Source organism: Mesorhizobium sp. LMG17149 (assembly GCF_024518695.1).
GTDB lineage: Bacteria > Pseudomonadota > Alphaproteobacteria > Rhizobiales > Rhizobiaceae > Mesorhizobium.
The window spans coordinates 383,886-401,851 of record NZ_JANIFL010000006.1 but is presented as its reverse complement, the minus strand read 5'-3'; the positions used below and the strand labels follow the sequence as shown (position 1 = coordinate 401,851).

Sequence of the window (17,966 nt, the reverse complement as noted above, 5' to 3'; positions counted from 1 at the left end):
GGCAGCACCGCCCTGCACCAAATCACTCCAGCAGAGCTTCCGTTGAACCGGTGCAGCGGCACAGAAGCCGGCGGAATAAGGGGCTGCGGCACAAGAACCGTTGACACCGGGCCTGCCGCCTGCTTTTCGACACAGCCAGCGGTGAAAAGTGCAACCGCCGGCAATTCAGGGCGTTGGGCCTCCGGGGGAGCACAACAACTGCCCGCTATTCGTTTCGAGAGGAAGCTGATGCGACTGCGTTCCAAAGTCCTCGCGGCTGCGCTGACCCTGTGTGCCACGGCCTTGCCGGCAATGGCGCAGGAATGCGGCGGCGACTTCGAGACGTGGAAGCAGGGCGTCGCCGCGGAAGCCAAGGCGGCCGGCGTCGGCACTGCCGGTCTCGACGCCCTTGAAGCGGCAACCTTCGACGACAAGGTGTTGGCACGCGACCGCGCCCAGGGCGTCTTCACCCAAACCTTTGTCGAGTTTTCCAACCGCATGATCTCGGCCTATCGCCTGAAGCAAGGTGCGGCGAACATGAAGAAATACGCGGATGTCTTCGCCCGCGCCGACCAGCAGTTCGGCGTTCAGGCGCCGATCATCGCCGCCTTCTGGGCGCTGGAGACCGATTTCGGCGCCGTGCAGGGCGACTTCCACACGCTGAGCGCCCTGGTGACGCTGTCGCATGATTGCCGCCGCCCGCAACTGTTTCGGCCTCAGTTGATACCGCTTCTGCAATTGATCGATCGCGGCGTGCTGCCGGCCAACGTCACGGGCGCCTGGGCCGGCGAGATCGGCCAGACGCAGATCCTGCCCTCCGACTATCTGGCACGCGGCGTCGACGGCGACGGCGACGGCAAGATCGACCTGCGCGGCAGCGTGCCCGATGTGATCATGACCACCGCCAACAAAGTGCTGTCGCGCGGCTGGAAACGCGACCAGCCCTGGATCCAGGAAGTCCGCGTGCCCGAAGACATGCCGTGGGACCAGACCGGTCGCACCAACAAGCTGCCGCTGTCGCAGTGGGCGCAATGGGGCGTCACCTACCCCAGCGGCGCGCCGCTGGTCGACAACGGCCTCAAGGCAGGCTTGGCGCTGCCCATGGGCCGTAAGGGGCCCGCCTTCCTCGCTTATGACAATTTCGACGTCTATCTCGAGTGGAACCAGTCCTTCACCTATGCGCTGACCGCGGCCAACCTCGCCGCCAGGTTGGCGGGCGCAAAACAGTTCGACCCGCGCAATCCCGAGACCGGTCTAAACAACGATCAGATGAAGGCTCTGCAGACCAAGCTCGAAGCCAGGGGCTACGACGTCGGCACCGTCGACGGCATTCTGGGCACCAACACCCGCGAAGCCATCCGCAAGGAACAGATGCGCCTCGGCATGGCCGTGGACGGCTGGCCGACACCGGAGCTTTTGGGGAAGCTTTAGCGAATAGCGAATAGCGAATAGCGAACAGAAGGTAGTCCTTCCTTGCTGCTGTCTCGGCAAATCTTCCCTATTCGCTACTGGCTATTCCCTATTCGCTAATCCGCCATCGTCTCCAAACTGGCAAACCCCTGCGGCGCGTCGCCCTCGTCGAACGGCGTCGTCACCTCGACGAAGGTGTCGGGGTAAAAGCCGTTGAAGCGGGTCCTCAGCGAGAGCGAATAGGCGCCGATATGGCCGATCTCGATCCAGTCGCCGGTGTCGACCGTTTCCGGCAGCCAGAATGGCCGCGACAGGATGTCGACGGAATCGCAGGTCGCGCCGCAGACCTTGAACGGCACGATGTTCTTTTCCTCGCCATTGCGCGAGCGGATCGCCGGATCAGGAATGAAGCGGGCCGGCAGCGTGATCTTTCCGGTCCATGAATCCGACAGCGACGCCCAGATGCCGTCATTGATGTAGAGCCGCTTGCCCTTGCGCAGCAGCACCCGCACGATCAGCGACAGGCAGCGCGCCACGATCACGCGGCCCGGCTCGGCCACCAGCGGCATCTGGTCGAACTGATACTCTTTCAGATCGCCCGAAAGCCGCGACATGATCTGGCCGAGCGACGGCATCTCGATCTGCTTGCGGTTGGGGTCATGGCCGTATTCGGCGGGGAAACCGCCGCCGACGTCGAGCCCGGCAATATCGAAGGTCAGCCGGTTGCGCACCCAATCGGCGGAAGCCAGTGCCCGCTCATAGGTGTCGGGATCCTCGATCTGACTGCCGACATGGAAACACAGGCCAACCTTGTAGCCGGTGCGGTTCAGCCGCTCGGCCAGTTCGACGGCATAGGCCGGCCCGGCGCCGAACTTCTTCGACAGTTCGTAGGCGGCATGGCCCTTGGTCTGCACCCGCACGAACACGCTGATCGAGCCCGGATCGATGTCGAGCGCCCGCACCACTCGCGTCAGCTTGGTGATCTCGTCCTCATGATCCAGCGAAATGACGCGGATGGCGTATTTCTCCAGCGCCAGCTTGATATCCGACTGCGCCTTGACCGGATGCATGTAGAGCATCTCGGCATCGGGAGAGACGGCACGCACGGCGGCGAACTCGCCCGGCGACGCGACGTCGAAAGCCTTGACGCCGGCTTCGACCAGCGTCTTCAGCACGATCTGCTCGCCATTGGTCTTGACCGCATAGGCGGTCTTGCCCGGGAACATGCCCATGAACTGCCTGGCATCCGCCATCAGCACCTGCGGGCGGAAGCAATAGACCGGATCGTCCGGGCGAAGCGCCAGTGCCGCCTCGCGGGCATTCTCGAATCGCTGCATCGACGAATCCTTGATCTAGCCTGCGCACAATTAATCCAAGCTAGCGGCTAATGAAAACAATTCTGTGTCTCGTACGGCTGACGCTGGGGCGATAGGTCTTGGCGGCAGGCGTTTGCCATCAATCACGTTTCGGGTGGCCCTTGTCTCCGAACCGGATATGGCTTCTGCCTGACTGGCATACGTCTGGGAGGGCGACTCACATGGCAATGGCCGCGACATCCGCACCACGCGGGCCGATGGTGCTCAAGGATTGGGGGCAACTCCTGTTGCTCGGCGCGATCTGGGGCGGCTCGTTCTTCTTTGCGCGCATCGCGGTGGCGGAACTCCCCCCGCTGGCGCTGGTGCTGTTTCGCGTCGCCATTGCCGCGATTGCGCTGCAGATCTATCTCGGTCTGCGTGGCCCGTCCTTTCGCCTCGCGCTTCCGCATGCCGGCCTGTTCTTCCTGCTGGCGCTCACCAACAATGTCGTGCCCTTCTCGCTGATCTTCGCCGGCCAGACGGAGCTCGGAGCCGGCATCGCCTCGGTGCTCAACGCGACAACGCCGTTCTGGACGTTGATCCTCGCCAACGCGCTGACATCGGACGAAAAGCTGTCCTGGAACAAGCTCGCCGGCATTGCGCTCGGCATCGCCGGCACGGCTGTCATGATCGGCCCCGGCCTGCTTGCCGGGCTCGGCGGCCCGGTCTGGGCCAAATTCGCGCTGATCGGGGCTTCGCTGTCCTATGCCGTCGCGCTGATGGTTGCCCGCCGCTTCAGGGGCGTGCCCTCGCCGATCATCGCCACCGGACAGTTGACGGCATCGACCATCATCATGATCCCGATCGTGCTCTTCACCTACGGTCCATCCGGCCTGTTCTCGGCCTCGCCGCCGGTCTGGGCGGCGGTGCTGGCACTGGCGCTGCTGTCGACCGCCTTCGCCTACATCCTCTATTTCAACCTCGTCGCCTCGGCCGGCGCCACCAATGCCTCGCTGGTCACGCTTGTCGTACCGGCCAGCGCGATGCTGCTCGGCTTCCTGTTCCTTGGCGAGCGGCTGGAACTGTTCGAAATCGGCGGCGTGGTGCTGATCGCGCTCGGCCTCGTCACCATTGACGGGCGGTTGTTCGGCCGACGTTAGAGCGCCGCGCGTTCACTGGACGCGCAAAGGATGCTCTAACCACCCAATTGCCCCGCATCGCGAAAGTCGAATCGACTTTCGCAGCGGTAGCGCTGCCATGACACGGCAGCGACACGAGTCGGCCACATTTTATTCACAGGCCTGAAGCCGGTTTTTGCCTAGGAGTTTCAAAGCCTAACGGCAAAAGACATGTCGCGGATTTCACAATCACGTCGCAATGCAGCACATTTTCCGCTTGCCTGTGGCACAAATGAACCTAGACTCCGTGACATAGCTCTTTAAGAGGAGGCTATGTCATGGGACTTACGAGGCCTATCAACGCATTGATGATCTGTGCTGCGTTCGCCTTTATCGGAGCCCTTATTATGGGCTTCCTTCCCTGACCGCCAAAGCGGGGAAGACCAGCACCCAAATAGTCCAACCAATTCAAAAGGCCGGGTTTTTCCCGGCCTTTTGTCGTTCAACCCACTCTCATGCCGCAGCTGATCCGGCGGCCGCCGCCTCGTGCGAGCGGATGCCGATCATATGACAGATGGCAAAGACCAGATCGGCGCGGTTCATGGTGTAGAAGTGGAAATCGCCGACACCGCGCTCGACCAGGTCCATCACCTGTTCGGCCGCCACCGCCGACGCCACCAGCGCATGCGTCTGCGGGTCCCGGTCGAGGCCTTCGAAACGCTCCGCCAGCCAGCCGGGCACATGCGCGCCCGCCCTCGCGGAAAAGTTCGCGACCTGCTTGAAACTGTGAACCGGCTGGATACCCGGCACGATCGGGATGTAGATGCCGGCGCGGCGGACGCGCTCGACATAGCGCTCGTAGAGATCGTTGTCGAAAAAGAACTGCGTGATGGCACGCGTCGCGCCATTGTCGACTTTGCGCTTCAGCATCTCGATGTCGGTGGCGAAATCGGGGCTTTGCGGATGTTTTTCCGGATAGGCCGCGACGGAGATGTCGAAATCAGCAATCGCCTTGAGCCCGGCGACCAGCTCCGCGCCGTTCTCGTAGCCACCGGGATGCGGCCGATACGGTCCGCCGACGCCGGAGGCCGGGTCGCCGCGCAGCGCCACGAACCGGTTGATACCGATCGATTTGTAATCCTGGATGACCGCGTCGACCTCGTCGCGTGTTGCACCGACGCAGGTCAGATGCGCCGCGGCAGGAATGGCGGTTTCCGTCAGGATGCGCTTTACAGTGCGCGCGGTGCGCTCTCGCGTCGAGCCGCCGGCGCCGTAGGTCACCGAGACGAATTTCGGCTTCAGCGGCTCCAGCCTTGTCACCGTCTCCCACAGCCTCGCTTCCATCTCGTCGGTCTTCGGCGGGAAGAATTCGAAGGAAACCCGGACCTTGTCGCCGATGTCGGGGCGGCGGGAAAAGCGGAACTGGTTCATCAGGCGGTTTCCCTTATCTGCCTTGGGTCGTTGGAAGGATCGGCAATCAGCAGGCGCCGATCGCGGCCGAGCCAGAGTTTTACGGTGAGCCTGGCCTCGTTGCCGCCGCGCGGCTCGAATTCCTGACTGTCTTCAAGATCGAGGCCGGCTTCCGAAAACCAGTCGGCGATCTGCCGGTCGGAAAAGCCGAGCCGCATATGCGCGTGCTCCTCACGCAGGAATTCCAGCGCATGCGGCGCGAAATCGACGATGACCAGGCGTCCGGCCGGACGCAAAAGCCGCGCCGCCTCGTGGATGGCACGGGCGGGATCGTCGAGATAGTGCAGCACCTGATGGATGGTGACGAGATCGAAGGCATCGCGCTCGACCGGCGGCGCGAAGATGTCGCCCTGCCGAACCTGCGCATTCGAAACGCCGGCCTTGTCGAGATTGGCGCGTGCCACGGTCAGCATCTCGCGCGACATGTCGATGCCGACACCGCGCCGATAGAGCGGCGAGAAGATTTCGAGCAGCCGCCCGGTGCCGGTGCCGAGATCGAGCATCGACTGGAACGGCCGCTTACCGACCAGCTTCAGCATCGCGGCCTCGACGGCGCGGTCCGGCACATGCAGCGAGCGGATATGGTCCCAGCTTGCCGCATTCACCGAAAAATACGCGACCGCGCGGTCCTGCCGCTTGCGCTTGACCGAGGCCAGGCGCTCAAGATCGCGCTCGACCTGCGGATCGGCGCCGCGAATGCCGGAAACCAGCCCCATGACGAAGTCCCGCGCGGAATCCGCATCCGACAGGCGGAAGAAGGCCCACGACCCCTCCTGGTAGCGGCCGATCAGTCCGGCCTCCAGAAGCAGCTTCAGGTGCCGCGAAACGCGCGGCTGCGACTGGCCGAGAATTTCGGTAAGATCGGAAACCGTGAGGTCACCGCGCGACAGAAGTGCCAGTATGCGCAATCGGCTGGATTCGGCCGCCGCCTTTAACGTATCCACCATAGTGTCGAGCGAGACATGCATCAGCGTATTCTCTTTGAAAAGATATAAACATATGTTTATGTCGATTTTAGCGACCTTGCAAGCGCTATGTCGCTTCCGGACAAGAAAATGCCGCTTGTGTGGCGTTTTAAGAGACGTGGACCATGACTGAAACGCGTGAGATGTTCGAGGCGCGCGAAGGCGAGCAGAGGCTGGAGAACGATCCGGCCTTGATGCCGCCTGATGGCGGGATCGTCTTCATCGGCCGCATTGCCTCGCCATGGACGACGCGCGAAACCTGCCCGAAGAACATGCGCGCCGCGCGCGAGACCGGGCAGAAGGCGGTGCTGACCATCGACACAGCCTACCGAAGTGGCCTGCAGGGGCTGGAGCGCGCCAGCCACGTCATCATCCTGTCCTGGCTGCATCATGCGCCGCGGGACCTGATTGTGCAGAAACCGCGCCATGCCGCTGAAGCGAAAGGTGTATTTTCGCTGCGCTCCCCTGCCCGCCCCAACCCCATCGGGCTGCATGTGGTCCGGCTCGTCGCGCTCGACCAACGCACCGGCCGCATCGACCTCGACGCCATCGATGTGCTCGACGGCACGCCGGTCATCGACATCAAACCTTATTTCGCCTCGACCGACGCTATTGCCGAGGCGACCATCGAAGGGCGCGACGAGCCCGATCGGACCCGGCGATGACAGCGCCGACCGGCCGCCGCCGCGCCATCGCCAAGGCGCTGACCGCTCTTCTGCCGCTGGCTCCCTATGCCGACATGGAGAAGATCCGCACCGACGCCGGCGCGGTCCACATGAAGACCTTGCCGCCGGGCATCGCCGTATGGCTGGCGACGATTGCCCATATCCGCCACATGCACACCGATTACGAAAAACTGCTGAGCGAAGGCTATGACCGCGACTCGGCGCGTTTCTTCGTCATCGAGCAGACCAACATCGTGCTCACCCGCTGGCGCGCAACCCGCCTGCTCGACGCCGACGACGAGGAGGAATGACCACGGCTACTTCCGCTTTAGCACGGCGACCGCATTGTAGGGCTGGCCATCGGCGTGGCCGACCCAAATCCAGGACAGATTGCCCTTGTAAAACCTGACGGTGATGTTGCCGCCGTCGATGCACTTGTCCTGACCGTAGGTGATGTTCTCGTGGTATTCCGCCGAAATGTCGTCCCTTGACGTCTGTGACAGCGATCCGCCGCAGCCGAGTGACGGATAGTCGATCGACGCGCTGCCATCGTTGATGGTCATGGCGATCGCCCAGTCGGCGCCGGCGTCACCCGCCGGGCTCTGGTGGCCATTGCCTACCCAGGTGCCGCTCAGCGACAGCACGTTCACCGCGCAAGGCAGGTTCTGGAAGATCGGAGTCAATTCGCCGCCGGTTTTCTCGCAGCGATAGGTCTGCCCGCCCTGGCACAATTCCTCGCCTTCGCGCGCGCACTGGGCGCGGGCGTCGCCCGCAGCGGCGAACATCATCATTGCCGCTGTGACGGCCCCAAACCTGCCCATTTTCCCCTCCCGTTCAGACCCGGAACGATAGGGCAATCGCGATCGAATGTATCGGCCAGATCGTCATGGAGGCCGAACAGCGCCGGGCGGGTGGCTCTATGCCTTCTGCCCGGCGCCGCTAGCCTCTCGCCTGCGTGACAGGAGGCCCCGATGAGCCGGACGATGGCAACACAGGACGAGAAGCGACCGCCCGTGGTTGGCGACCGCCATGTCGACCCGCACTCCTATCCCGAGGGCGTCGCCTTCCTCGACGGCCAATACCTGCCGATGTCGCAGGCCAAGATCTCGGTGCTGGACTGGGGTTTTCTGCATTCCGACGCAACCTACGACACCGTGCATGTCTGGAACGGCCGCTTCTTCCGCCTCGATTTGCATCTCGACCGCTTCTTCGGCGGGCTGGAAAAGCTGCGCATGACCATCCCCTTCGATCGCGACGGCGTGACCGAAATCCTGCACAATTGCGTGGCGCTGTCGGGTCATCGCGCCGCCTATGTCGAAATGCTGTGCACGCGCGGCGCCTCGCCGACTTTCAGCCGCGACCCGCGCCAGGCGGTCAACCGCTTCATGGCGTTTGCCGTGCCGTTCGGCTCGGTCGCCAATGCCGAGCAGTTGCAGCGCGGCCTGCGTGTCGCCATCAGCGACAAGATGCGCATTCCGCCGGCCTCGATCGACCCGGCGATCAAGAACTACCACTGGCTCGATCTGGTGCGCGGTCTCTACGACGCCTATGACCGCGGCGCCGAGACCGCGTTGATCCTCGACTTCAACGGCAATGTCGCCGAAGGCCCGGGCTTCAACGTCTTCTGCGTCAGGGACGGCAAGCTGTCGACGCCTTCCATTGGCGTGCTGCCGGCCATAACCCGCCGCACCGTCTTCGATCTCTGCGCCGAACAAGGTCTTGCCGCCACCGCGGCCGATGTCAGCGTCACTGCATTGCGCGAGGCCGACGAGGTCTTCATCACCTCGACCGCGGGCGGCATCATGCCGGTGACCGAGATCGACGGCGCGGCAATCGCCAACGGCAAGGTCGGACCGATCACCAGCCGGCTGATGGCGCTCTATTGGGAGAAGCACGAGGATCCGGCCTGGTCGTCTCAGGTGAATTATCCCTGACCGTCAGCAAGGCCTCGAGAAAAACCGCAAGGATTGAGCCCGCCACTTTTGCTTGGGCAGCGCAGCCTGCCCTCAGGCTTGATAGATCCACTGCTCCGGAACGCGCACCGAGATTTCTTCGCTGGCCCTGACCGTTCCCGGCTTCTCGACCCAGGCGACGACGCCGCGCAGCCGCTTCGCCATTTTTGGGAACAACAGCGCGCCGGCTTCGACGTCGGCCATTCCGGCGTTCTCGGCGATCGACCGGCCGGCGATGCGGCACGGTCCGTTCTGTGCGTCGACCTTAAGGGTCACACCGCCCTTGAAGAACAGCAGCGTGCCGGCCGGCAGCATGGAGAGATTCGGCACGCCTTCGATCACAAGATTGGCGCCGATCCATTCCGGCTTGATCTCGGCCAGGCCCATGCGCTCGGCGACGATGGCGAGTTCATCCGCCGCCACGATCGACAATTGCCGTTCGTTGCGCATTTCCGTGCCGCGCGGATACCAGGGCTCGCGCCCGCCCGAGCGCCGTGTCGGTCCGGCATGAAAATCCCCTGATATGCCGTCGAAACCCAGCCGCAATTCGTCCACCGAGCGCGTCTGAAAATGATCCGCCGGCGCCACGTAAAGCGCTGCCGCCTTGGCGGCGAGCTTTCGCGCAGGGATGATTTCGACCGGCTTTTCAGCCTCGGGGAAGAGATCCAGCATGGCGTTCTTTTCTCTCGTCATCCAGCGAATTAGCCGGGCGGACTTCGCGGCGTCCAGTCGAAAGTGCTGATCGTCCGATCAACGTCACCGATGGGATGGCGATCGCCAGGCGAGTGCCGATGCTGGTGCCCATCGCACCAGCCTGACGCAACAAGACGTATTGCGCGCCAAGGTGTGTTGAGAGTCAGGTCAGGCCGAGCCGGGGAAGCGCAGGAAGCTGCCATTCGCCGGGCGGCCTCACCTGAATATCGACATAGCTAGAGCATCCGCAACAGCGCGCCGCCTATCGAATACCCCGCGCCAAAGGCGCAGATCAGGCCGAAATCGCCGGGCTTCATGTCGGCGTGGTTCTCCGACAGCGCGACGATGGCGCCGGCGCCCGCCGTGTTGCCCAGCCGCTCCAGCACCATCGGCGCGCGGTCGTGGTCGACCTCGTGGCCGAACGACAGTTTCAGGATCATCGCATTCATGCGTGCATTGGCCTGATGCAGCCAGAAGCGCCTGATCGCCTGCGGCGTCAGCCCGTGCTCGGCCAGGAATTCGACGATGAATTTCTGCCCGGCAACGGTGACTTCCTTGAACACCTTGTTGCCGACCTGCTTGATCAGATTGCCTTCCAGATTGATCATGTAAGGATCATCCTGGGCGGTGCGGGTGTGATAGCCCAGATTGGTGCGGATGTTGTTCGACATCTGCGTCCAGACGCGCGTGTCGAGCACTTCGAAGCGCCCCGGCCGCTTGTCGCCCTTGGCCAGCCCTTCGACCACCATCGACACCGAAGCGTCGCCGAAGATGAAATGCGTCTGCCGGTCGCGAAAATTGAGATGGCCGGTGATGATCTCGGGCGTCGTCACCAGAATGCGCTTGTGCGCGCCCGACCGCACCAAATTGACGGCTATGTGCAAGGCGGCCGCCGCCGAAGAACAGCCAAGCCCCATGTCGAAGCCCGCGCCCTTCGTCCCCAGCGCCTCCTGCATTTCGATGGCGATCGCCGGATAGGGCCGCTGGTGATGCGAGGCCGAGCAGATCACCAGGTCTATATCCGACGGCTGCAGCCCGGCATGGTCGAGGGCCTTCTTCGCCGAGGCTATGCCGAACTCGGCCTCCAGCGACAGCGCATCGTCGGGCCGTGCGGGAATGCGCGGCGCCATCCGGGTCGGGTCGAGGATGCCCTCGCGCTCGATCACATGCCGGGTGCGCACGCCCGAGGCGTGGACGATGAAGTCGCTGTCCGATTTCGGCAGCGGCGGCTCGCCAGTATCCTGGCGACGCGCGTTTTCCAGGTCGACCCAGGCATTGAAGCTGGCGACCAGTTCTTCATTGGTGATTGTGGGTTCGGGGATCTCAACGCCGATGCCGCTGATGATGACGCGATGCATGTCCAGTCCGTCCCATCCGCAGGCGTTGCGGGGCTTCATGTGGGCGCCGGAACGCTCCGGCGCAACAGTTTTCTCACCGAGGCGGTTTACGCCGGCTTAAACCAAAGATCTGGGCCGACTGAAGCCGATCCCTCGACATGGCCACAGCCAAAGCCAAGCGGCCCTAAGGCGCCGCGCGACATGGATAATCAAGCTCGTTTTGCGACAATGAAAATGCGCGGAAAGCGCAAGAGCACCTTGCCATCAGCCGTCTTCTGATAGGCCTTGGCGATCTTGGCCGTGTAACATTCGAGGAACATCGCCCTCTCCTCGGCGTCCAGCGGATCGAGGAACGGCTTCAGGCCCGTCGATTTCACCCATTCGACGATCGCCTGCGCGTCGGCAAGCGGATGGTTGTAGATGGTGTGCCAGATATCAAGCCGGTCGCTGAGCGGCGACAGCAGGTCATAGTAGAACGACACCGGCGGCAACGGCCCGCGTGCCGCGCCCTTGAGCTTTTCGGCAAACGGCATTTCGGCGGCGGTTTCGCGCATCAGGCGGTGCGAGTCTTCGCCCAGATTGTCAGGCATCTGGACGGCAAGCGCACCGCCTGGCGCGAGAAAGCCCATCAGCCGCTGGAACACCGCCGGATGGGTAGGCAGCCATTGGAACACAGCATTGGCGAAAATCACGTCGACCGGCTCCGCCGGCTGCCATTCGGAGGCATCGGCGAGATCAAAGGTGACCTCGGGCAGGCGCGCCCGCGCCTTCTCGATCATGTCGGGCGAAGTGTCGAAGCCGCTCACCTGGGCATCCGGCCAGCGCTCGACAAGCAGTTCGGTCGAGTTGCCAGGCCCGCAGCCGATGTCGACGATCCGGCGCGGGAAGTCCACCGGCACCTGCGCGACCAAATCCCGCGCGGGCCGCGTGCGCTCGTCTTCGAATTTCAGATATTGGGCGGCGGACCAATCAGCCATTTGAGCTCCTCATGCTGGTTGAGATCGCCGCCCTAAAACCCCTTACCGCGTCAGCCTCTTGTAGGTCATGCGGTGCGGGTTGACGGCATCCGGCCCGAGGCGGCGGATCTTGTCCTGCTCGTAATCCTCGAAATTGCCTTCGAACCATTCGACATGGCTGTCGCCCTCGAAGGCGAGGATGTGCGTCGCCAGGCGATCGAGGAACATACGATCGTGCGAGATGATGACGGCGCAGCCGCCGAAGTTTTCCAGCGCGTCTTCGAGTGCGGCCAGCGTTTCCGTATCGAGATCGTTGGTCGGTTCGTCGAGCAGCAGCACATTGCCGCCGGTCTTCAGCATCTTGGCCAGATGCACGCGGTTGCGCTGACCGCCGGACAGATTGCCGACCTTCTGCTGCTGGTCGCCGCCACGGAAGTTGAACGACGCGCAATAGGCACGCGTGTTGGCTTCGAACTTGCCGAGCTTGACCACTTCGGCGCCGCCGGAAATCTCTTCCCACACCGTCTTTGACGGATCGAGCGCATCGCGGCTCTGGTCGACATAGCCGAGCTTGACCGTTTCGCCGACGCGCACAGAACCCGCATCCGGCTTTTCCTGGCCGGTGATCATGCGAAACAGCGTCGTCTTGCCGGCGCCGTTCGGGCCGATGACGCCGACGATGCCGCCGGGCGGCAGCTTGAATTCCAGGCCGTCGATGAGCAGCGTGTCGCCAAAGCCCTTCGACAGGCCTTCCGCCTCGATCACCACATTGCCGAGCCGCTCGCCATGCGGAATGACGATCTGCGTATCGCTCGGACGCCGCTTGTCGGCTGCATCCAAAAGATCCTGGAACGCCTGGATACGCGCCTTGGACTTGGTCTGGCGAGCCTTCGGGCTCGACTGGATCCATTCGCGCTCGCGGCCGATGGCGCGCTGGCGGGCATCGTCCTCGCGGCCTTCCTGCTTGAGGCGCTTGGCCTTGGCTTCGAGGTATTTGGTGTAGTTGCCCTCATAAGGAATGCCGCGGCCGCGATCGAGTTCGAGGATCCAGCCGGTGACATTGTCGAGGAAGTAGCGGTCGTGGGTGATGATCATCACGGCGCCCGGATAGGCACGCAGATGCTTTTCCAGCCACGCCGTGGTCTCGGCGTCGAGATGGTTGGTCGGTTCGTCGAGCAGCAGAAGGTCGGGCTGGCGCAGCAGAAGCTGGCAAAGTGCGACGCGGCGGCGTTCGCCGCCCGAAAGCTTGGTGACTTCCGAATCCTTGGGCGGGCAGCCCAGCGCTTCCATCGCCATCTCGACCTGCTGTTCGAGATCCCAAAGGTTGAGCCGGTCCATTTCGTCCTGGAGCTTGGCTGACTCGTCGGCCGTCTCGTCGGAATAGTTCATCATCAATTCGTTATAGCGTTCGATGACGGCAGTCTTGGCGGCGACACCTTCCATGATATTTTCGAACACGGTCTTGTCCGGATCGAGCGCAGGCTCCTGCGCCAGGTAGCCGACAGTGGCGCCTTCGGCCAGCCAGGCTTCGCCGTTCCACTCCTTGTCGAGCCCGGCCATGATCTTGAGGATCGTCGACTTGCCCGAACCGTTGGGGCCGAGGATGCCGATCTTGGCGTCGGGATAGAAGGAGAGATGGACATTCTCGAGCACCTTCTTGGTGCCATAGGCCTTGTTGAGGCCGGCCATGTGATAGATGAACTGGCGTGCCACGCGCGCTTTCCCTGAAAAACTGACTGGCCCAGAAAACTGACTGGATCTGTCGAATTGAGTGGAGGTTGGCCGCTATGTAGGCGATGCGGCGGCGAACGGCAATCGCTTTTGCCATATCTGCCCGGTCACACGCGGAAGTGTCCGCCAATCGCCGAAGTTTTCCACCAGCACGAAGCGTGCTGAAATCTCCGGTTAACTCTTCGGCGTCAAAACAGGATCGGAGTGGAATCGCTCGCTATCCGCGATTTCGAGAAAGAGATCGGGTCGACGGCATTGCTGAACAGTTTCCTGCTCCTTGCCGAAGCGGTCGTCTACTTCAGCGTCATGGTGACGCTTTTCCGCTTCAGACGGCGTATCGGCCTCGGCGTATTCGTCTGCGCGCTCGGTGTCATGCACTTCCTCGAGACCTATCTCGCCAGCGTCTTTTACGTCGCTCTGCCGTTCGGCATGGTCTCGCCTGGCTCGGCAGTGCTGTTTTCCGGCAAGCTGGTCATGCTTTTGCTGCTCTATATGAAGGAGGACGCTGCAACCGTGCGTCAGCCGATCTACGGCCTGCTGCTCGGCAATGCGCTGATGATCGGGCTGGTGCTGCTGCTGCGCCTGCACGTCATCGCGGCACTTCCCGACGGCAGGCTTCCAGACATCGGCTTCATCGACCAGATGGGCTGGCTGATGGTGTGGGGCACGACGCTGCTGTTCGTCGATGCCATCCTGATCATCCTGCTCTACGAAAAGCTTGGTCGGTATCTTCGCAAGGCGCCGTTCGCGCGCATCCTGATTTCGGTCGCTTGCGTGCTGACCTTCGACCAGGCCGGTTTTTTCACCGCCCTGCATTTCGTTGCCGGCGCGCCGATAGCCGTCTTTTTCGGCGGCTGGTTCGCCAAGATGGCGGCGGCGGTGACCTTCAGCACCATGCTCGTTGCCTATCTCAAATGGTTTGAGGAGCGCCAGGTCACTGCGCCGCGCGGATTGACCGATATCTTCGATACGTTGACCTATCGCGAACGCTACGAGGCGCTGGTCGAACATGTCGGCCGTGACGGGCTGACCGGCCTGCTGCACCGCGGGCGCTTCGACGCCGACGGTGAAGCCGCCGTCCAGGTCAGCCTGCGCACCGCCAGGCCGCTCAGCCTGCTGATCATCGATGTCGATCATTTCAAATCGATCAACGACCGTTTCGGCCATGCCGAAGGCGACAAGGTGTTGAAGGCCGTTGCCGCGCTGCTGCGCGAGGTCGCCAGTCCCGAGGACCAGGTGTTCCGCATCGGCGGTGAGGAATTCGCCATACTCAGTTCTTGTCCGCACTCGGTCGCCAGGCTGCTTGGCGAAAGCATTCGCCATGCGATCAAGGCTTCAGCGGCCACCAGTCGATTCGAGTTCACCGTCAGCACCGGCGTTTCCAGCGTCAGCGAAACCACGCGCTGCCTTGCCGACCTGTTCGCGCTTGCCGACCAGCGTCTCTACAAGGCGAAGTCGACCGGCCGCGACCGCGTCGTCGGCGAGCCGGGCGGCCACGAAGCCGACACGGCCGCTGCATGGACAAAGTCCGCGCGGATTTAGTTCGTTACGACTTCCTCTGCCGTCGAAAGCCCGTCACGGTTGAAACCGCCATCAGCGCGATCGCCAGCCATTTCAGCGCCGTGATAATCGGCCCGGCCTCAATATCGTAGGCAATGAACAGCAGGATGCCCGGCTCCAGCAGGCCGCATAGGATCATCATGATGCGGTTGATCTGCCACGAGACTTTCGACGCCAACGCCTCGTCGCCGGGCGCGGAAACAAGTGCTGCTCGCATCGTCTCGCCGCCGACCAGCATGGCCGAAAGACGCATCGAGATCGGCAGGCCGAGCCCGATGATCAAGAAAGTGCAAGCGGCCAGCAGCGAGGAGAATTTCAACGCGCTGGTGTCCGCCGGCACCGGAAACAGCAACGTCGCCAGCGGCAGGAAGGCGCCGAAAATGCCGACCGCCGCGATAATGATGAAGATCACCGCATTGACGATCGTGAACAGCTGGTACGTGCCGACGCCGATCGGTTCGGAGAGCGTTCGCATGCGTGCCCACTCGGCGTCGGTATACGAAAAGCCCGGCCATTCCATGCGGGCATCGTTTATCGAGACCATGCCCTTGGCCCAGAAAGCCAGCCGCGCCAGCGCGCTGCTCGTCATGCCATCCATTGCCGCCCCCGCCAGAATGATGCGCTCGCAGCATAGCACCAGGGGCACGGCAGGGCGACAGTCCGGTACCTCTGTTGAGAGTTACTGGAAGCCGATCGCGTCGACATTGCCTGTCGGGCAACCGGCCTTGTTGGTCGGCACCGAAGCCAGCAGCAGGTCCTTGAGCGAGCTGTTCGGGCCGATCGGACCGGCGAGACCGAGCGTCAGTTCGCCGATCAGCCGCCTGCCGCTCGACGGATCGATGACGCAGGACACGCGCACCCGGTCGCCTGCCCCCGCCCCGAAGGCGCTGTCGAAAGCGCCGCGAATCTGGTCCGCCGTCAGCTTGCCGCCGATGTTCTTGGCAAAGAGATCGCGCACCGGCGAGCTGTTCACCGCGCGCATCAGGTTGAGCGCGTCAGAGAAATAGTCCTGCTGGCTCTTGCCGTAGCAGGTGCCGTGCTTGATCCATTCATGCCGCTCGAGGTGGGAGGCCGTTCCAGGCATCACCTGATCGAGCTCCGTGCGGGTGTTGGCGTCCAGATTGACCGGCGGCAGGTCTTTCCAGTGGGCCGGATTGTCGTTGGCCTTGTCGCTCGCCGTCGCCTGGCAATAGAAATTGCCGTTCGGCTGCGGCCACAATCCATGCAAAGTGAAATGCGTCGCGTCGAAATCACCGGCGTTCTGCGCCTTGCATTCCGTCTTGTTCGACTTTGTCTCGCAAAACGCCGGCTGCCAGCTCAGCGCGAAGACGTATTCGGGTTTTCCCGACGCCGCCGGCTTGCCTTGGTCGTCAGGTGCGGCCGGCACGGTCGCCGCGCTGCTGCCGGAAACGTGGCCGCAACTGACCTTCACCCAGCGGCGCTCCGGATCGGCGCCCGGAACCAGGATAAGGTAGTGCGTCGGCGCATCCTTGTTGCCGGCAAGCAGCTGGTAGCTCTTCCCGGCATCGGTCGAGACATTGCCGGGGTTCTTGCCGTTCTTGATGGCTTGCGTTGCCGGACAGGCAGCGTCGGCGACAAAGCTGCCGCTCATCTTGACGTCGGCACGCGCCGCCCCGGCCAGCGACGCCGCCAGCATGGCCAATCCGAAAATGACAGCACTACGCATGGAAAATCCCCGGCTGGACAAGTGGGCGACAGACTGAAGCTGTCTCCATGTCAGAATTGCGATATTTTGCTGGCCAAACGCAAGAAACATCGTCGCGAAAAGCGGGTTTGCCGGATTGACGCATAATGTGGGCCGGCGCAAACAAAGCCAACGACGATAATGCAAGGGCGGACCAGGCGCCATGTCATTCAGCCAGCAGCGCGTGGTTGCCTCGCCGACCGGTGCCGAGCTTAATCTTTTCGTCAGGCAGGCCGACGGCCGGGCACGCGCCGTCGTCCAGATCAATCACGGGCTGGCCGAGCACGCAGCGCGCTATGCCCGCTTTGCCGATTTTCTTGGCTCCCGCGGCTTCCACGTCTATGTCCACGATCATCGCGGCCATGGCGCGACCAAAGCCCCCGACGCGCCGCTCGGCAGATTTGCCGACAGGGATGGCCCCGCCAAGGTGATCGCCGATATCGGCGCCATCCATGACCTCATCGCCAGCGAACAGCCAAACAGACCGGTCATCCTGTTTGGTCATTCGATGGGCGCATCCGTGGCGTTGAATTTCCTTTTAAGTCATTCGCCCCGCGTCCATGCCGCCGCTATCTGGAACGGCAATTTCTCTCAAGGCCTGCTCGGGCAGGTGGCGCTGGGCGTCCTTGCCTGGGAGAGAATGCGGCTCGGCTCCGACGTGCCATCGCGTCTGCTGCCGAAGCTCACCTTCCAGGCTTGGGGCAAAGCGGTGCACAATCACCGCACATTGTTCGACTGGCTGTCGCGAGATGAGGCGGAAGTCGCGAAATACATCGCCGATCCGCTCTGCGGCTGGGATGCCTCGGTATCGATGTGGCGCGACGTCGTCGGCATGGCGCTGAACGGCGGCAAGGATGCCGGCTTTGCTGGTATCCGACGCGACCTGTCCGTCAGCATCGTTGGCGGCGAAAGGGATCCCGCTTCGGATTATGGCAAAGGGATCACGCATCTTGCCAGCCGCATGCGCGCCATGGGCTTTTCGAATCTGGTTTCAAAGGTTTACGCCGACACCCGCCACGAAAGCCTGAACGAGGTGAACCGCGACATCATCATGGATGATTTCGCCATTTGGGCCGACGAAGTCCTCAAAGCGTGACGGATTGGCCCATTGCAAGAGCCGTGACAGCCGT

At 62.9% G+C, this 17,966-nt stretch carries 17 protein-coding genes; 7 read left to right on the top strand and 10 right to left on the bottom strand.

Annotated features, from left to right (window positions below; all coding sequences use genetic code 11):
* The first annotated feature begins 228 nt into the window (after positions 1-228).
* On the top strand, positions 229-1,410 hold the full coding sequence (locus NP945_RS16740; protein WP_256746969.1) for a lytic murein transglycosylase: 1,182 nt from the start codon (positions 229-231) through the stop codon (positions 1,408-1,410).
* Between the two features lie 95 nt (positions 1,411-1,505).
* On the opposite strand, the gene NP945_RS16735 is transcribed toward NP945_RS16740, so the two are convergent.
* Positions 1,506-2,726 carry an alanine racemase gene (locus NP945_RS16735; RefSeq protein ID WP_013530936.1) on the bottom strand — a complete coding sequence of 407 codons (1,221 nt, stop codon included), beginning with the start codon at positions 2,724-2,726 and terminating at the stop codon, positions 1,506-1,508.
* Between the two features lie 200 nt (positions 2,727-2,926).
* Here NP945_RS16735 and NP945_RS16730 point away from each other — a divergent pair, with 200 nt between their 5' ends.
* Positions 2,927-3,844 carry a DMT family transporter gene (locus NP945_RS16730; protein WP_256746968.1) on the top strand — a complete coding sequence of 306 codons (918 nt, stop codon included), beginning with the start codon at positions 2,927-2,929 and terminating at the stop codon, positions 3,842-3,844.
* 471 nt (positions 3,845-4,315) lie between these two features.
* Here NP945_RS16730 and metF read toward each other — a convergent pair whose 3' ends face one another.
* Both metF and NP945_RS16720 read right to left on the bottom strand, forming a co-directional pair.
* Positions 4,316-5,233 carry a methylenetetrahydrofolate reductase [NAD(P)H] gene (gene metF / locus NP945_RS16725; protein WP_127331126.1) on the bottom strand — a complete coding sequence of 306 codons (918 nt, stop codon included), beginning with the start codon at positions 5,231-5,233 and terminating at the stop codon, positions 4,316-4,318.
* Complete coding sequence (locus NP945_RS16720; RefSeq protein ID WP_127321782.1) at positions 5,233-6,240, bottom strand: metalloregulator ArsR/SmtB family transcription factor; 1,008 nt, start codon at positions 6,238-6,240, stop codon at positions 5,233-5,235. Before NP945_RS16720 ends, metF begins: the two co-directional genes overlap by 1 nt.
* 122 nt (positions 6,241-6,362) lie before the next feature.
* Between NP945_RS16720 and tsaA the strand changes: the two genes are divergently transcribed.
* Positions 6,363-6,902, top strand: a complete 540-nt coding sequence (gene tsaA, locus NP945_RS16715; protein ID WP_023813167.1) for a tRNA (N6-threonylcarbamoyladenosine(37)-N6)-methyltransferase TrmO — start codon at positions 6,363-6,365, stop codon at positions 6,900-6,902.
* A complete protein-coding gene (locus tag NP945_RS16710; RefSeq protein ID WP_127260329.1) occupies positions 6,899-7,213 on the top strand; it encodes a DUF2293 domain-containing protein in 315 nt (104 codons plus the stop codon). The genes tsaA and NP945_RS16710 overlap by 4 nt, the downstream gene beginning before the upstream one ends.
* A 6-nt stretch (positions 7,214-7,219) precedes the next feature.
* Here NP945_RS16710 and NP945_RS16705 read toward each other — a convergent pair whose 3' ends face one another.
* Entirely contained in the window at positions 7,220-7,723 is a 504-nt protein-coding gene (locus NP945_RS16705; protein ID WP_256746967.1) for a hypothetical protein, read from the bottom strand.
* Positions 7,724-7,873: 150 nt separating this feature from the next.
* Here NP945_RS16705 and NP945_RS16700 point away from each other — a divergent pair, with 150 nt between their 5' ends.
* Positions 7,874-8,836, top strand: a complete 963-nt coding sequence (locus NP945_RS16700) for a D-amino acid aminotransferase (RefSeq protein ID WP_256746966.1) — start codon at positions 7,874-7,876, stop codon at positions 8,834-8,836.
* Between the two features lie 72 nt (positions 8,837-8,908).
* On the opposite strand, the gene NP945_RS16695 is transcribed toward NP945_RS16700, so the two are convergent.
* The 4 genes from NP945_RS16695 to ettA all read right to left on the bottom strand — a co-directional run bounded on the left by NP945_RS16695 (position 8,909) and on the right by ettA (position 13,553).
* Positions 8,909-9,526 (bottom strand): MOSC domain-containing protein, encoded by a 618-nt coding sequence (locus NP945_RS16695; protein WP_256746965.1) that lies wholly within the window; start codon positions 9,524-9,526, stop codon positions 8,909-8,911.
* 257 nt (positions 9,527-9,783) lie between these two features.
* On the bottom strand, positions 9,784-10,905 hold the full coding sequence (locus tag NP945_RS16690) for a beta-ketoacyl-ACP synthase III (protein ID WP_127272443.1): 1,122 nt from the start codon (positions 10,903-10,905) through the stop codon (positions 9,784-9,786).
* A 188-nt stretch (positions 10,906-11,093) separates the two neighbouring features.
* Positions 11,094-11,861 (bottom strand): trans-aconitate 2-methyltransferase, encoded by a 768-nt coding sequence (gene tam, locus NP945_RS16685; protein ID WP_256746964.1) that lies wholly within the window; start codon positions 11,859-11,861, stop codon positions 11,094-11,096.
* A gap of 42 nt (positions 11,862-11,903) precedes the next feature.
* Complete coding sequence (gene ettA / locus NP945_RS16680; protein WP_027034974.1) at positions 11,904-13,553, bottom strand: energy-dependent translational throttle protein EttA; 1,650 nt, start codon at positions 13,551-13,553, stop codon at positions 11,904-11,906.
* 273 nt (positions 13,554-13,826) lie between these two features.
* Between ettA and NP945_RS16675 the strand changes: the two genes are divergently transcribed.
* Positions 13,827-15,113 carry a diguanylate cyclase gene (locus NP945_RS16675; protein ID WP_256747051.1) on the top strand — a complete coding sequence of 429 codons (1,287 nt, stop codon included), beginning with the start codon at positions 13,827-13,829 and terminating at the stop codon, positions 15,111-15,113.
* A 4-nt stretch (positions 15,114-15,117) separates the two neighbouring features.
* Here the strand turns inward: NP945_RS16675 and NP945_RS16670 are convergent, their stop codons facing one another.
* Positions 15,118-15,729: a hypothetical protein gene (locus NP945_RS16670; RefSeq protein WP_256746963.1), complete on the bottom strand. Its 612-nt coding sequence runs from the start codon at positions 15,727-15,729 to the stop codon at positions 15,118-15,120.
* An 81-nt stretch (positions 15,730-15,810) separates the two neighbouring features.
* Positions 15,811-16,818, bottom strand: coding sequence for a ribonuclease (locus tag NP945_RS16665; RefSeq protein ID WP_256746962.1), 1,008 nt, complete (start codon positions 16,816-16,818; stop codon positions 15,811-15,813).
* 181 nt (positions 16,819-16,999) lie between these two features.
* Between NP945_RS16665 and NP945_RS16660 the strand changes: the two genes are divergently transcribed.
* Positions 17,000-17,932, top strand: coding sequence for an alpha/beta fold hydrolase (locus NP945_RS16660; protein ID WP_256746961.1), 933 nt, complete (start codon positions 17,000-17,002; stop codon positions 17,930-17,932).
* The last annotated feature ends 34 nt before the right edge of the window (positions 17,933-17,966 follow it).

Coding starts and splice junctions, on each gene's coding strand:
- NP945_RS16660 (WP_256746961.1), top strand. CDS start 17,000: ATGTCATTCAGCCAGCAGCGCGTGGTTGCCTCGCCGACCGGTGCCGAG.
- metF (WP_127331126.1), bottom strand. CDS start 5,233: ATGAACCAGTTCCGCTTTTCCCGCCGCCCCGACATCGGCGACAAGGTC.
- tam (WP_256746964.1), bottom strand. CDS start 11,861: ATGGCTGATTGGTCCGCCGCCCAATATCTGAAATTCGAAGACGAGCGC.
- NP945_RS16705 (WP_256746967.1), bottom strand. CDS start 7,723: ATGGGCAGGTTTGGGGCCGTCACAGCGGCAATGATGATGTTCGCCGCT.
- NP945_RS16735 (WP_013530936.1), bottom strand. CDS start 2,726: ATGCAGCGATTCGAGAATGCCCGCGAGGCGGCACTGGCGCTTCGCCCG.
- NP945_RS16740 (WP_256746969.1), top strand. CDS start 229: ATGCGACTGCGTTCCAAAGTCCTCGCGGCTGCGCTGACCCTGTGTGCC.
- NP945_RS16720 (WP_127321782.1), bottom strand. CDS start 6,240: ATGCATGTCTCGCTCGACACTATGGTGGATACGTTAAAGGCGGCGGCC.
- NP945_RS16730 (WP_256746968.1), top strand. CDS start 2,927: ATGGCAATGGCCGCGACATCCGCACCACGCGGGCCGATGGTGCTCAAG.
- NP945_RS16700 (WP_256746966.1), top strand. CDS start 7,874: ATGAGCCGGACGATGGCAACACAGGACGAGAAGCGACCGCCCGTGGTT.
- NP945_RS16665 (WP_256746962.1), bottom strand. CDS start 16,818: ATGCGTAGTGCTGTCATTTTCGGATTGGCCATGCTGGCGGCGTCGCTG.
- NP945_RS16695 (WP_256746965.1), bottom strand. CDS start 9,526: ATGCTGGATCTCTTCCCCGAGGCTGAAAAGCCGGTCGAAATCATCCCT.
- NP945_RS16690 (WP_127272443.1), bottom strand. CDS start 10,905: ATGCATCGCGTCATCATCAGCGGCATCGGCGTTGAGATCCCCGAACCC.
- NP945_RS16670 (WP_256746963.1), bottom strand. CDS start 15,729: ATGGATGGCATGACGAGCAGCGCGCTGGCGCGGCTGGCTTTCTGGGCC.
- NP945_RS16710 (WP_127260329.1), top strand. CDS start 6,899: ATGACAGCGCCGACCGGCCGCCGCCGCGCCATCGCCAAGGCGCTGACC.
- tsaA (WP_023813167.1), top strand. CDS start 6,363: ATGACTGAAACGCGTGAGATGTTCGAGGCGCGCGAAGGCGAGCAGAGG.